This window comes from Methanothermobacter sp. THM-1 (assembly GCF_009914355.1).
Taxonomy (GTDB): domain Archaea; phylum Methanobacteriota; class Methanobacteria; order Methanobacteriales; family Methanothermobacteraceae; genus Methanothermobacter; species Methanothermobacter wolfei.
Genome location: NZ_CP044013.1, coordinates 265,001 through 279,678 on the forward strand (window position 1 = coordinate 265,001; position 14,678 = coordinate 279,678).

The 14,678-nt window shown below is 48.3% G+C and carries 13 protein-coding genes (1 of these 13 cut by a window edge); 1 reads left to right on the forward strand and 12 read right to left on the reverse strand.

All coding sequences use genetic code 11. The features are described 5' to 3' along the window. The 8 genes from FZP57_RS01390 to FZP57_RS01425 form a co-directional block, all read right to left on the reverse strand. Window positions 1-1,084, reverse strand: the 5' portion of a protein-coding gene (locus FZP57_RS01390) for a trehalose-6-phosphate synthase (RefSeq protein WP_191216353.1). Its footprint begins 404 nt before the window's first position; 1,084 of the gene's 1,488 nt are visible here — the first part of the coding sequence; its start codon is at window positions 1,082-1,084; the stop codon falls past the left edge of the window. After that, the gene (locus FZP57_RS01395; protein WP_238337944.1) at window positions 1,077-2,375 is read right to left on the reverse strand and encodes a phosphomannomutase; all 1,299 of its coding nucleotides are present in this window, start codon (window positions 2,373-2,375) and stop codon (window positions 1,077-1,079) included. Before FZP57_RS01395 ends, FZP57_RS01390 begins: the two co-directional genes overlap by 8 nt. A 1-nt stretch (window position 2,376) precedes the next feature. Then, window positions 2,377-3,510 carry an NDP-sugar synthase gene (locus tag FZP57_RS01400; protein WP_238338003.1) on the reverse strand — a complete coding sequence of 378 codons (1,134 nt, stop codon included), beginning with the start codon at window positions 3,508-3,510 and terminating at the stop codon, window positions 2,377-2,379. 89 nt (window positions 3,511-3,599) lie between these two features. Continuing rightward, window positions 3,600-4,391, reverse strand: coding sequence for a trehalose-phosphatase (gene otsB / locus FZP57_RS01405; RefSeq protein WP_074358441.1), 792 nt, complete (start codon window positions 4,389-4,391; stop codon window positions 3,600-3,602). Further along, on the reverse strand, window positions 4,384-5,448 hold the full coding sequence (locus FZP57_RS01410; RefSeq protein WP_074358442.1) for a hypothetical protein: 1,065 nt from the start codon (window positions 5,446-5,448) through the stop codon (window positions 4,384-4,386). The genes otsB and FZP57_RS01410 overlap by 8 nt, the downstream gene beginning before the upstream one ends. A 24-nt stretch (window positions 5,449-5,472) precedes the next feature. Then, entirely contained in the window at window positions 5,473-7,398 is a 1,926-nt protein-coding gene (locus FZP57_RS01415; protein WP_145924505.1) for a helix-hairpin-helix domain-containing protein, read from the reverse strand. Window positions 7,399-7,569: 171 nt separating this feature from the next. Then, window positions 7,570-9,972 (reverse strand): U32 family peptidase, encoded by a 2,403-nt coding sequence (locus FZP57_RS01420; RefSeq protein WP_191216356.1) that lies wholly within the window; start codon window positions 9,970-9,972, stop codon window positions 7,570-7,572. 27 nt (window positions 9,973-9,999) lie between these two features. Further along, window positions 10,000-11,334, reverse strand: coding sequence for a response regulator (locus FZP57_RS01425; protein ID WP_191216357.1), 1,335 nt, complete (start codon window positions 11,332-11,334; stop codon window positions 10,000-10,002). 103 nt (window positions 11,335-11,437) lie between these two features. Between FZP57_RS01425 and tmk the strand changes: the two genes are divergently transcribed. Further along, a complete protein-coding gene (gene tmk, locus FZP57_RS01430; protein ID WP_074358445.1) occupies window positions 11,438-12,019 on the forward strand; it encodes a dTMP kinase in 582 nt (193 codons plus the stop codon). On the opposite strand, the gene FZP57_RS01435 is transcribed toward tmk, so the two are convergent. Genes FZP57_RS01435 through FZP57_RS01450 form a run of 4 tightly spaced genes read right to left on the reverse strand, consistent with a single transcriptional unit; the run spans window position 12,016 to window position 14,671 of the window. Beyond that, complete coding sequence (locus FZP57_RS01435) at window positions 12,016-12,207, reverse strand: hypothetical protein (RefSeq protein WP_074358446.1); 192 nt, start codon at window positions 12,205-12,207, stop codon at window positions 12,016-12,018. The two genes, tmk and FZP57_RS01435, sit on opposite strands and share 4 nt — an antisense overlap. Further along, window positions 12,208-13,173, reverse strand: a complete 966-nt coding sequence (locus tag FZP57_RS01440) for a tyrosine--tRNA ligase (RefSeq protein WP_191216358.1) — start codon at window positions 13,171-13,173, stop codon at window positions 12,208-12,210. A gap of 4 nt (window positions 13,174-13,177) precedes the next feature. Next, window positions 13,178-14,236 (reverse strand): 60S ribosomal export protein NMD3, encoded by a 1,059-nt coding sequence (locus FZP57_RS01445; RefSeq protein WP_074358448.1) that lies wholly within the window; start codon window positions 14,234-14,236, stop codon window positions 13,178-13,180. Window positions 14,237-14,263: 27 nt separating this feature from the next. Beyond that, window positions 14,264-14,671, reverse strand: a complete 408-nt coding sequence (locus tag FZP57_RS01450; protein ID WP_074358449.1) for a translation initiation factor IF-2 subunit beta — start codon at window positions 14,669-14,671, stop codon at window positions 14,264-14,266. Window positions 14,672-14,678 lie beyond the last annotated feature (7 nt).

The following is a 14,678-nucleotide window of genomic DNA, read 5'->3' on the forward strand; positions in this document are numbered from 1 at the left end:
CATCTACGGGTTCACTGATTTTATCCATGTATTCTCTGTATTCCCTTATCTGCTGCCTTGTTGGCTTACCGGTTGCCAGGAACTTCACCCTACCATGAAATTCAGGATGTTCCCTCAGAAAGAGTTCATAGGCTTTGAAACCCCTTATTATATTTTTACTCAAATCCGCCCTGTCTGTACGGTAAATTAGGAACATATCACCCTTCAGCCTCTTAACAAGATCCTCCTTTTCCATGGCCAGATGAGAATTTGCTGTCCGGTATATACTTTCAGGATCAATGGATATTGGATAACTCTTCACAAAGGTCCTCTCACCATCCCTGATAACGGATCGCTCCTCATAATCAACATCATAACCGGAATCTTCACAGCATTCAAGGAAATTATTACAGTACCTGTCTATGTGAAAACCAAGAATCCTGTTTGAGAGGAGACCCTCCATTATGGCATCCCTCATCCCTTCAGGCAGAATTTTAAAGTAGTCCCGCTGTGGCCAGGGGATATGTATGAAGTGACTTAAAAATACCTCAGGCATCTCCTTTTTTATGAAACCAGGGCAGAGATATAGATGATAATCCTGCAGCATTATAAGGGGTTCTTTATCGTTTTTATCCACCTCCTGAATAACTCTGGATGCAAATTCCCTGTTAACATGCACATAACCCTTATCCCATGCATCATATATCCTTTCATCAATATCAGGACCATAGGGGGTATTCCACATGTAATGCTGAAGGAACCATAGGAGGGGGTTGCTTATGACACTGTAGTAATCCTCGTATACTTCACGATCCACAACCACGAATGAAACATTGAATTTAGGATCATCCAGAGGCACGGGCACCCTGTTTTCAGGGTAACCCAGTGCAACTTCCGCATCCTCAAGTGTCATTGCACTGGAGACCCAGACGCCCTCAAACCTTTCAACAAGGGGAAGTATTGTTGAAACAAGGCCTCCAGCACCCCTTTTCATAAAAATCTTACCATTATCCCTGGAAAATTCCACAGGACCTCTGTTGGATACTATTATAAGGTTTTTATCTTCCAGAAACTTCATAAGGTGTTCCTGCAGTACTTTAGTCATTCATATCACCCATAAGGGTTTCTATAAGCTTCATGATATCCAGGGCCTTATTCTGGGTTTTTTCAGAGGATTCTGATTCAATGTAAATCCTTAAGGCGGGCTCAAATCTTGAGGCCCTTATAAGCATAAAGCAGGATGGCTCTTCAACCCTTATACCGTCACATAACTCAGGTTCCTTATCCCTGAAGTATTTCACCAGTCTCTGGATCACAGCATCCTTGAGTTCATTGGGACAGTCCACGCTGAATTCAACCCGGCTGTACTCATCTATATCTGATTTAAGCTGACTGAGGGTCATTTTTTCCTCTGCCATTATCTCAAGCATCTTTAAAATGGCGAATGTACCATCAAAGCAGTACTGGAATTCAGGGAAGATGTACATTCCTGGTTCATCCCCCCCAAAGACAGCCCTCCTCTCATAAACCTCCTTCAGCACCCTGTCCACTGATGTTCTGATGAGCCTCCCGCCGCTAACTCCTTCAAGGGATCTTGATGAGACCACAGAGGATACTATTGGCCCATCATGGTCCTTTAGGTAATGCTTTGCAAAAATGGAGAGAACTGTCTGGTCCCTGATAGGATTCCCCCTTTCATCAATGAAAAATACGCTGTCCCGATCATTATCCAGCACCACCCCCATATCGGCACCGCTGGCCTTCACGATATCTGAAATCATTGATATGGTGGAAGAATTGATAAGGGGGAAGCTTTCACCGAAAAGAGATCCTCTGAAGCTTACATTAACAGTCTGACATTCGAGCAGATTAAGGATCTCACCTTCAATTCCCGGGGGGGATCCTTCATCAAAGCCAAGTACGACCATGAAGCCTGTATCCTTCACAGCAGAGGATATCAGACCAAGGGCGGATTCAATATAGGATTCAGCGTAGTTGTCCAAGTATCTCAGTTTCCCGAGCTTATTCCATGGCACATGGCCTGTGGGGCGCTGTTCAAGGGGTATTTCATGATTGCTGAGGATCTTTATATTTATCTCATCCGCCCTGAGCGGTGACCGGGACACATTTATCATGAGGTTGGCGTCAAGGTCCTGGAGATTATGATGCATCACGGGAACTGTAACCACCCCAAAGTCAGTTACATCAATACCTGCAGCCATCAGACCGGTTCCAATAGCCCTTTTTATCATCTGGGAGGGTGTGTAGGCGTCACGCCCAATAAGAACACTTCCAGGCCTCAGATAGTCTCCTATGAGCATCCCGAGGTTAAGGGCGAATGCACAGTCTATATCCCTGTTAACAGTTCCCCTTATATCCTGCACATAGACAGCCATCCTAACCACCCCTCATAAGGTAATCGGAATCAACGAGTGAACCCGGGATGATCCTGATCCTATCACGTATTCTTCGCCGGGATCTGATAACCGTGCCCGGCCCAATCTCAACATCCCTGCCCACCATGGCGCACCTGTCAATAACGCACTCCTCTGAGATTACGGAGCCATCATCAAGGATGCAGTTTATAAGGTGAGAGGATCTTCCAATTGATCCACCATCAAATATAACCGAACCCTTTATGATGCTTCCTCTACCAACGCTGACGCCTGATCCAAGAACGGTGTTTCGGCCTATGAATGCACCCTCACCTATCTCCGCACCGTCACCGATGACGGCGGGCCCGGTGATACGGACCCTTCTGCCGATCCGGACATCTTCACCAACCCATATATTCCCGAACTGACCGGGCCTTTCATTTATGAGTTCACCTGGTGGGTCGGGCTTCAGGTAACCCTTCAGAACGTCATGGTTAGCCCTCAGGAAGGTGTCGGGTTTACCAACATCATTCCAGTAACCATCGAAGACGAACCCGTAGACCCCCATATCCTCCTCTATTAACTCTGGAAAGACATCCTTTGAAAAATCAACCGGTCCTGAGGGTATTTTATCAAGAATTTCAGGTTCCATAACATAGATTCCAGCATTTGCTATTTTACTGAAGGCTTCATGGGGGCGGGGTTTTTCATGGAACCTCTTTATTTTCATTTCACTGTCAAGTATTGCTATACCATAGTGTGATGGGTCTTCAACGGGTGTGAGGGCTATGGTGACAAGGGCGTCTCTGCTTCGATGAAAATTCAGAAGGGACTTAAGGTCAAGGTCAAAGAGCACGTCACCGCTGAGGACTATGAATGTTTCATCAATATGTCCTGAAGCTGCCTTAACACCACCAGCAGTGCCAAGCGGTTTTTTCTCTACATGGAACCGGAAATCGACATCGGGATATCTGGATTCTGCATAGGATTCTATCTGGTTTTTAAGATACCCGAGGGTCATTATAACCTTTTCATAATCAGAACAGGTTATTCTGTGGAAGATATAATCCAGTATCGGCCTGTTCACGATGGGAACCAGGGGCTTTGGCCTTGAGAAGGTGAGTGGCCTTATCCTTGTACCTTCACCCCCGGCCATGATAACCACAGATGTCATCATTAGGTGTATGTGGCTTCTATTTAATAAGGTTTTTTTGGAAAAATATTTGAATTCCTGTAATTTGTCCATCATTCCAGCAACCATTTAAAAAATTTGAGCACCTCATCAACGCTGCAGACAAAGAACTCTGCGGTGCTCTTTATATCATCGGGTATCTCCTTTGATAATACGATGATGGTTGCTGCTCTGACCTCACCCGAGGCTTCCATCCTCCTGAGCTCCCTGAATGCATTGGCGTCTGTCACATCATCCCCAAGGTACACTGCAGAGGACACACCGTATCTTTCAATGATCTCCCTTACAATAACACCCTTGTTATATTCAATGGGGGGTTTAAGCTCCACAATCATTCTCCCGACGTCTACGCGTATCCTCCGTGATTCAGGGATATTTTTAAGGGTTTCAAGTATCATTTCACGTGCCGCCTCAGGGTCACGGCACTGCCTGTAATGTACAGCGGAACATATCCCCTTATCTTCAAATATCACACCCTTTTCAGGGATCTCATCCCTGAGCTCCATCAAGCACCTTTTTATTATAGGGGTGTACCTTTCAGCTTCACCGAAACTGTGGTATTCACCATCCATGATGTACTCAAGTCCATGGTTTCCAACGTAGATGGCATCGGGGACCCCCACCATCCTGAGGGCATCGGCCACGGACCTTCCACTTATAAATGCAAGGACCCTGTGCCTTCTGGAAAGTTCCACTAGAACCTTCCTCATCTCATCATCTACACTGGCGGATTCCGGTGTGGGTGCTATCTCACTTATCGTACCATCAACATCTGTTATTATGGCAGCTTCAGGTTCCTTTAGATATTCCATGTCGTGGAGTGAATCAAAGAGGTATTCAGGCATCCAAGACACACCTGAGCTCATCCATCAACCTGTAGGGGTCTTCACCTATAACGGAACTTCCAAAAAGCTCCATACCCCCAATATCCGAGGACATGGATGAGATCGGACCCCTGTCAACGATTCTGATGATGCCCGGAATTTCCATGGCACCGTTTACCGGGTGGAGCATCAAATTGAAACTGCAGACATCCTTCACGTCTATCAGATACCTTAAGATTTTAAATAGAAGCCTCTGGAGGGTCAGGTCATCAGAATAGTCTGACCTGAAAATCAGGTTAATCTCCCTCTCCTTGACGGGTGTGATGCTTGCATAGACCCCTTTATCACAGTATTCAATGCCAAGGCCAAGGGCCTCATGGACCCTGAAGACGTCTTCATGGTAGGAGGAACCATATTTTGCACGGTAAATCCCTGCTACCCTGTCAAGGAGCCCTATCCGTGCATATGGCCTCTGTCCAAGGAGGAGCTGCATGTGTCCGTGTACCTGGGAGGCGCCAGCCCTCGGGAGGCAGTTCCATATGATAAGGGGATAATTAAATCCAGAAACCGCTTCAGCCTCTTTAAACCACTTTGAAGATGTTTTAAGGTAATCTGATAATTCATTAAGATTAAATTGAAGGGGATTATGGTTTTTAAAAATAAGAAGACCGCTCCATGCATCATACTTGGCTATATTGGAGGCTGTTATGGAGTGTTCTCCCCTGATCCTCCCAAAGACGTCTTCTGGTGTGCGGGTTTCAGGGCTGCAGAAGTCACATCCTGAAGTGTCCATGAGCATTTCCAGGTGATAATCATCTCTGGTGTGGTGGTGGACGGGTTTCCTGAGCCTCATGGAATTAAAGAGAGCACCCTCCCCTGTCCACTTATTGTAGATGCTGATGACCCTCTGTCCCCTGGCAGATTCAAGAAAGGAGGCATCAAAAAGATTCAGCATTTCTTCAGGTATTTTAAGGGATCCCTCTGATGAGGTAACTTCATAAATAACTTTAAAGGTCCTGTGGAGTTGGGTGTCCTCATGTTTGAGGGCTTCAAGGTACTCCTGGATGGAGGTTATCATCGATTGATTATCTGTAATTGAATGTTAATATTCATTTTGGAACTTCTCAAGTATCCTACTGTAGACCTCTTTAAGATCATCATCTGATTTCTCATGGATCATCTTTATTATCAGTTCAGGTGTGCTCCTTGCAAGGTAGTTCATCCGGGGCGTTCTATCAACAATGAGGTTGTAGTTCTCATCAAGACCCTTAGCCTCGATGCCATCAACCCTCACATCAACGTATTTAACTATTTCACGGGCCATATGGGTGACTATAACTGCAAGGGAATCTGATTCAACAAGGAACTCTATGAAGGTTGCTATGATTTTAACTGCAGCCTCAAGTTCGGTTATGGCTTCAAGTTCATCCAGGAGTATCAGTTTGGAGCTCTTACTTGTTGTCACGGGTGTGAAGGTCCTTATGAATGACTCGAAGGCACCCGCATCAAGTGACCTTTTCTTTGAGAGAAAATAGACCTCCTCAACCGGTTTAACAGTGGCTTTCTCCGCACATACAGGCAAGCCCATCTGGGCCATGAGGGTGATCTGGGTTATGGTTTCAAGGAGGGTTGTTTTCCCTCCGCTGTTTGCGCCGGTAAGGAGCACCACATTTTCTGGCTGCCTTATACTGTAATTAACCCTCTGGGGATTCTCTGATCTTGCAAGTTTAAGGTGGAGTCCCCCCTTAAAGCATAACTCATCCCCGAATTTAGGTTCTTTAAGCCCGTACTCTGCTGCAAAGAGTCCAAGGGCGAAGGAATAATCGAATTCCATAAGATCCCTTATCTCCTCTTCAACAGAATCCCTGAGCTCTGAAAGACGCCCTGCAGCTTCAACCTTTCTTTCAAACTCCTTCAGGTACATTGATGAGGATTCAAGTTTGATGACCCTGTCAAGTTCCCTCTGATCAATCTTAAGGGGATATGATCGTATGAATGGATCGAAGTCCACTCCAGTCAGTTTCCTTATCCTGTCCCTGGCCTCACCCAGGACTTCATCAAATATTTTTTCAAGTTTACCGGTCATCCCCTGGTTAAGGAGGGTTAAAACCTCGTCTCCATGCAGGTCAACATTCTTTATAAGCTCCCTGAGCCTTGAATCGGCCCATGCTTTAACCGAGTTAACGGCATCTTCAATGTCAACTTCCCCTGCTGCCAGGCCCTCAACATCATCCATTATGGCCATTACCTCTTCAAGACAGGTCTCCATTCCAAGCATCCTTTTAAGCTCAAGGGCGTTCCTCAGGAGATCCAGGTTTCTTCTGAAGTAGTTTAAAACAGATTCCGGTACGATTTCATGTTCACTCGAGTCGCTGCTGACCATTATGATGTTGAAGGCGTCCTCAATATCCAGGGTCCCCTCTGAGTAGACATAGATTATGAGTTCATACTCTTCAAGTTCACCGGGATCTGGATTGATGATGACGGGGTGGTAACGGTTAAGGCCAAGGTCCGTTATATGATCATAGTCCCTCCTGTTCTCAACAAGTATGGCCCTTGCAGGGTTAAAAATAGCCTTCGGTGTTTCGGGTCTCATGATGTTCCTCAGAAGCCGCCTGATTCTTTCAACAGGGAGCCTGTTAACCATTTCCTTTGACTTCATCACCATTTCAAGGTGTTCCACTGCAGATGAAATGTCAGGGGAGGGCTGGAGGAGCATGATGCGGTTTTTAGCATATTCGGTATGTGCATAGGACATTATCCTCTCAATTATCTCCTGGTGTATCTGAAAGGCCCTCTCGGTCTTGAGGAAGCTCCTGACAGGATTTCCCAGTAGGGCCCTTGTAATTTCAACAGCCTTGCGCTGACTTATACCCTCAACAGCAGCCAGCCTGTCAATTTCCAGGTTCTCAACAGCCCTGAGGAGTTCTTCTTCACCCCCAAACTCCCCTATTATTTTCCGGGCAAGCTTTTCCCCTATTCCGTTTATCCCGATGAGCACTGACTCAACAGAATCCTCTGGGTTCATCAGGATCACTATGGATCTGAGGGTATATATATGAATCCAGAGTCCATCTGGCAAGTATTCATGGGGCCATCAGATAGTTATTTATCCTGCACCAGTATGGAGCTGCAGCCAGAGGGTGCTCTGAACACTTAGTACATGTTCATGAAACCTTTGCATGATATTTAAAAAAAGTTACTCCCTCAGCCCCTTGGTGAAGTGGGATGCCGTTATCCCCCCGCAGCTCCCATCCGAGATACTCCTCTTAAGGGATGGTATTTTATCGGGGGATTCAGCAGCCTCAACGTAGGATTTAACAATCTTAAAGGTCCTCTCAGGTGTCTGGACGCGGCAGTCAGCAGAAAAGTTCCTGAAGCCGTCATCAATGAGTGATGGCATGAAGTCTATGAGGCAGGTCTCTGCAGAGTTCATAACAACCGTTTCACAGTTCAGGAGCTGGTTAAGAGGAAAAATTTTCCCCCTACCATCCCTGAGGCCCCATCTGGAACCCTCCGGGAACCTGAAGTCATCCAGAAGAACCCTCCAGATGTTGTCCCTGCTTATCATTGCGGTGAGATTTCCGTGCACCAGGATTTCATCTGATTCAAGGCCCCTGAGGTCCTCATGGGAGAGTTCAGGGGACACTGTTAGCATATGGAAGATGTCATGCATCAGATCAGCGGAGAGCCTGTTGTATATGTTGAGGGATGCTGATCCATAGACCCTGACATCCATATCCTCAAGGAGCTCCGCAGCACCATAACCACCAACCATAACATCAAGGGACAGTTCCTCTTCAAGTTCAAGGAGCCTTTCAAGCACCCTTTCATGGGTTATATCGGGCCATTTCCAGACAAATTCAGCATCATACCCTGAGGCGGACCTTTCAGCCTTCAGGAGGACGCCCTCAAGTTTTCCAGGGTCGCATTCCCTGAAGTTCAGATGGACCTGTGGTTCAAGGTAAACCCTCCCCGCACCGGCTTCGAGGGCAGATATCATACCCTCATGGCTTTCAACACAGGCGGATATGCAGGGGTCCCCTGAGACTCTACCGCCATGTTTATCTTTTCTTGGGAGCTTCAGGTTTCTTTCAGGATAGGAACCCATCTCATCTATTATACCCTCCTCAAGTCCCGAGAGAAGCTCCCTCCGAATCCTGTTAAGTTCGCTCAGGGGTGCGAAAAGGCCTCCAGGGTAACTGAAATCGGCGAGAATCAACCTGAAGGGACTGTAACCTGATTTAAGTATCTGCTTCTTTATGGTTTCGGGTTCAAGGGGCCTTCTGATGGCCCTTTCAAATTCTGTTTCAACAGATTCCCTCAGGACCTTACCATGGACGGATACTTCCCCTGTAAGCAGGACATGACCGTCGCTATCTACAGTGAAGGAGATTTCAACATCCCACACCTTCAGGGGAGGCCTTTTTTCCAGGTCCTCGACGAATCTCTTAAGGGATCTTCTCCGGGTCAGGTAAACCCTGCTACCTGAGGGAACCGGCCCGGCCCTGAGGGTGAGTGTCCTGTTCCTGATGCTGTGTTCACCGAGGTAAAGGCCTTTACCGATTGCCTCAAAGAATAGTCCATCGCCCCGCTCAGGGATGGTTCTGGAGGTTAACCCTATGGATAGCATCTGTCCTGAATACCCCCTGACGTATCCTATGGGGAGGCCCCTGTCCCCGGGGTAGTCCCGGGCCATCACATCATCCCCGAAGAGGTAACCCCTGCTGAGTTTCCTGTTGAAGGTCAGCATCAGCCTCTCGGCTTCCTTACTTGAAGGCTTCCATCCACCCTCCTTTATTTCGTCGAGGGCCCTCCGGTAGACGTCAACCACCACCGCCACGTATTCAGGTGATCTCATCCTGCCTTCTATCTTGAGGCCCGCAACACCGGTATCAACTATTCTGTCAAGCCGCCGGTAGGTTGAGAGGTCCGCGGTTGAGAGAAGGAATCCATCATCCAGGGAGATTCTTCTTTTTGATGGATGGAGCTGCACGAGATCATACCTTTTCCTGCAGGGCTGGGCGCAGCGCCCCCTGTTCCCGCTCCTGCCGCCGATGAAGGATGAGAGAAGGCACTGTCCAGAGTAACTGTAGCATATGGCTCCATGAACGAATATTTCAACCTCAACACCCGATGCCCTTACAATTTCCTGGACCTCATCAAATGAGAGCTCCCTTGCAAGTATCACCCGGTCAATCTTCATCCTTTCAGCCCACTCCACACCGGCCCTGCTGTGTATGGTCATCTGGGTTGATGCATGGAATGGTATGTCAATGGAGAGCTCATCCCTCAGAACCAGGAGTGCAGGGTCCTGGATTATAACGGCATCGGCCCCCATACTGTAGAGGTCCTGGAGGTATTCAGACACCTCAGGGAGTTCAGAGTTCTTTATGAGGGTGTTCAGGGTGACATAGACCTTCCGGTCCAGGAGGTGGGCCTCCCTGATGGCCTCCTGAAGTTCATCCCGGCTGAAGTTTTCTGCATAGTGCCTTGCACCGAAGTCCTTTCCTGAGAGGTAGACGGCGTCAGCCCCTGCATTGAGCGCAACCTTCAGTGCCCTGGGGGAACCTGCAGGTGCAAGGAGCTCGGGGATTTCCAAATTCCATCCTCCATCTTAAAAAATAGCCTATTTCAGCTCCTCAAGGACCTCTGTAACTATCTTGAGGAACTTTTCAACTAGGGCCCTGTTTTTCTCTTCACTGGCCTTCACACGATCCTCTTCCAGCTTTCTATGTATTGCAAGGGCGTATATGTCTGCCAGGCGTTCAACGGTTTCAAGGTCCCTCTCTGTGTAGTCACCATCCTTCCCTGAAACTGCAACTATACCAGCAAGTTCACCGTTGAGGATGGATGGTGCTGCAAGGAAGTTTGAAAGTTCAACATGACCCCCAGGGACACCCCCTGACCTCGGGTCCTCCCCCGGGTTGTTGGTCATGATTGGCTTTCTGTTTTCCAGGACCCAGTCCCAGAGGCCACCCATCTTAAGGTACTCTGAACCCTCACCCTTAACATGGCACTCTTCCAGGACATCCCCTCCGAGGGAGTAATTTTTGAGTCTGCCGGGGGATTCGAAGAAACCTGCAAGGGAGTAACGGCTCCCTGTCAGTTTCATGGCGTTTTCAGCGATACTCTCTAAGATCTCTTCAAGTGTCAGGGGCTGGAGAAGCTTCCGGGATAACTCTGCAAGGCTCCTGTTTATCATGGTCTCCATTTCAAGGGCCTTCCTGGCGGCAGCAGCCTCGGTGACATCCCTGTGTATCCCTACAGCTCCGGTTATCCTTTCTTCAAAGTCGCGGAGCGGTGACATTGTCGTCTGGAAGTGAAATTCTTCATGGGCTGACCATGTCCATTCGTAGCTTACAGACTCCCCCTCAAGGGCCCTCCTGACCATCTCCATGTTTATATCGTCATCGAATACTTCATGGATCTTCTTACCCGTAACATCCTCCTCTGAAAGTCCATACCTTTCAAGGGGCCCAGAGGATACCATGGTTAGGGTTCCATAGGAGTCAACCGTGAAGAGTATGTCTGTAAGTGAGGTTAGTATGGCCCTGAAGAGTTCATTGCTCTCGGTCAGTTTCTTCTCAAGTTCATGCTTGTAGAGGGCCACTTCAATGATGCTGTGGAGTTCGCGGTCCTCGAAGGGTTTTATTATGTAACCGAAGGGCCCAGTTACCTTGGCCCTTTTAAGGGTCTCTTCATCAGAATAGGCGGTTATGTAAACTATGAGGACCTTAAGATGTTTTGATATCTCTTCAGCAGCCTCTATACCATCCATATCTCCTTTAAGAACTATGTCCATGAGTATTATGTCTGGCTTTGTCTTTTTAGCCATTTCAACAGCCTTTTCGCCGGTGGAGGCGGTGGCGGTTACCTCATAGCCCAGGGATTCAAGTCTCTGGGTTATGTCAATCGCAACTATGCTTTCATCTTCCACCACCATAACCCTAGCCTTAGACATGGTCCACCTCAAACTTTTTATCTTAAATTACTTCTGTGTATTACATCATATAAAGATGTGTCATATGCAAGTATATTTATCTGGGGTAATCCAATTGAAGTCCATGTACATATGCTTTGAGGGAATCGACGGATCCGGGAAGACAACCCATGCGGCTCTTATCGCCGGATGGCTAAGGGATAATGGCTTCAGTGTTGAGGAGGTGAGGGAGCCCACAGATTCAGAGATAGGTGCCCTTATAAGGAGGATGCTCACGGATTCCGATGCGAGGTCAGAGGATAAACAGAGGATCTTCGCCCTTCTCTTTGCAGCCGACAGGCTACTTCTGGACAGTAAAATAAGGGAAGAATGGGCTGACCGCGTTATTGTAAGTGACAGGTGCTACTATTCAAGCCTGGTCTATCAGGGACCCGTGGACTGGGTCAGGGAGATAAACAGGTTCGCACCCGAACCCGACATTGTTATTCTTCTTGATATTGATGCAGGGACCGCCATTGAGAGGTGTGGCGGTACCGATGAATTCGAGGACCACTCCTTCCTTGAGAAGGTCAGGGAGAGGTACCTTGAACTTGCAGATCAGAAGGGCTTCCATGTTATTGACGCTGCAAGGGGTGTCAGGATCATCCAGAGGGATATAAGGAGGGTGATAGCCCCTCACCTTGGCATCTGCACCGGGGGGATCTAGCCTTCAAGTTCCCTTATCCTTTCGTTGAGGAACCTCAGTATATGGTCCCTTGCCTTTTCAAGTTCCTCAAGTTCACCCCTGAGGACCGGGCCGTCATCTGTCTGTATCAGTTCAACTTCATAGCTGCTTATTATTTCTGCCATTGTGGTGTGTGTTATACCTGGTGGTAGTCTCATATCATAGAGCATTCAGACACCTTCCATATATTCCCTTACAGGTTTAAGGATCTCGACTAGGTACTCTGAGACTGCATTCTTGAGGTCAAGGGGGTGGAGTTCACCGCTGGTGTAGAGTTTGATGATTTCATCGTATCCAGCCTCAAGGTCACCCCCGAACTTCTCAGGCCTCCTGATGGTTATCTCTGGGTGCAGGGGGCTGATGAAGTACCTGAGGATCTCCACTACAGGGTTGCCCTCAGCCTCACCCATTGGACAGTAGGCCTTCCTTACCTTTTCCCTGATCTCATCAGGGGAGTCATCCACTGCAATGAAGTTGCCCTTGCTTGAGGACATCTTCTCGGAGCCATCCATGCCATGGAGCAGTGGTGTGTGTATGCATACAGGGGCGTTAAAGCCGAGCCTTGGCAGGTTCTCCCTTGCCAGCATGTGTATCTTCCGCTGTTCCATACCGCCAAGGGCAACGTCAACATCAAGGTAGGCCATGTCAATCACCTGCATCAGGGGGTAGATGACCTCGGCAACCTTATGGTCCCTGGCCTCTCGGGTTATCTGGGCCATGCTCCTCCTTGCCCTTACAAGTGTCGTTATGAGGGCGAGCCTGTAGACAAGGTCAGTGTACTCTGGTTCTGTCTGGAAGGATGATCCCAGGATGAACTCTGTCCTTTCAGGGGAAAGCCCGAGGGCAAGGAAGCATTCACGATTGTAATCAGCCATTTCCCTTATTGACTCCAGGCTCCCCTTTCCATTGAGGTATGCATGGTAATCTGCAAGGAGTATCTTAACCCTGAAGCCCACCTCCTGGAGTTCCCTGAGTTTCCTTACTGTTATGGCGTGTCCAAGGTGAACCCTTCCTGATGGTTCATAGCCTGTGTAGACCACGGGTTCATCCTTTCTGATAACCTCCCTGAGCTCCTCAGGGGTCACAACCTCCAGAACATCGCGTGTTATGAGATTTATACGTGATTCTGTATCCATAAAATCACTCCTGCAGATCATCCTCAATGATGTAGAGTCTTCTTTTGATTTCTATAACCGGAACTTCCTCTCCAATCTCCAGTTTTGAGGTGCGGCTGTCCACTTCAAGGTCAACCGGTTCAAATGTTTCAGGGTGGAGGACCTGGATCATGGTGGGGGACCTTGAAGTCACGGTGGTTCTTTTAACATCCCCTGCACGGGCTATAACCTCTATGTTATCGTATTCACCCCAGAGGATGGTCCTGATCTCCCCTGTCTCAAGGTCCCTTACGTTCACGCCACTGGCCTTGAAGCCCAGCACAGCACCCTTCTGGCCCCGGTGGGATATGAAGTCCCCCTTCCTGAATTCTGCAAGTCTGAGTGAAATCCAGGTCCTGTAGAGGCCCCTGCCTGTTGATTTATCCTGACCCATAAGCCGGGGGGATTCCATGGATATCCCACCCATCTCCTCTTTAAGGGCCCCTGTAACCTTCCTTGCAGACCTGTGGGATCCTATATAGTAGTCAACACCCTCCTTAACCTCAACCCTCCTGGGTAGGTAGGCGAGCCGGTCCCTCTTTGATAGCCTTGAAAGCGTCCTCTTGACTATCCTGTCGGCAGTTTCTACCTCGGACTTACTTAACCTTCTACTGTCGGCCCTGAGCTGTATCACTGCTTCATAGTATCCTGAGCTCTGTTTGCTGCAGGAGGGGCATACAGTGTTAATGAGCCTGACCTCGGTCCAGTATTCCTGGTGCATCTTCCTTCCAAGGACCTCGGCGTCAACCTCCACATGGCACCGGTAGATGCTGCCCCTCCTCTGGGTTATTTCAAGTTCAATCTCAGGGTCCTCCACAGGGGGCTCCCAGGATATGTTGTCCTCAAGGGCCCTGTATATGATTTCCTCTTCAGGGAGACCCTCATCCAGCCATCGGCCGCTTACGAGTTTGGAGTGGCAGTGGCTGCATATGTTGACGTCTATCCTCTCGGGTATGCTGAGGATACTGTACTCCTCCAGGAAACAGTCCCTGCAGAGGCCCTTAAATAATTCAGAATCAGATCTACCGCACCTTACACAGAACATTTCCTGTCCATGCTCCCTTCAATGATTTCAGACATTCTTGAGGGGGGCTTTTGCACCGCAGGCCTCGCATTTAAGGAGGGATATTCGTCCTTCCCTTATTATCCTAGTGTCCGGTCTGTTGCACTCGTGGCATATGACGAATTTCTTCACGTAGTCGTCTATCCTTTCATTTATAAGAAAATGGGTGAACTTACCCTGCAGTATGGCCCTTCCGCCTTCAAGGTTCCCTGCGGTACCCAGTTCCCTTAGAAGGAACTTGAGCAGGTGCTGGGGGTCCCTGTTGAGGGCATCCGCAACCTCCCTGAAGTTCTGGATGAAGGTCCTGTTTCCCTGTATCACGGAGTATGCCCGGGGGACCTCGAAACGTTTTGTCTCAAATACTTCAGGGGGTAACTGGTCTATGGCCCTTTCAAGTAATTTCTCATAATCATTCATAACTGAT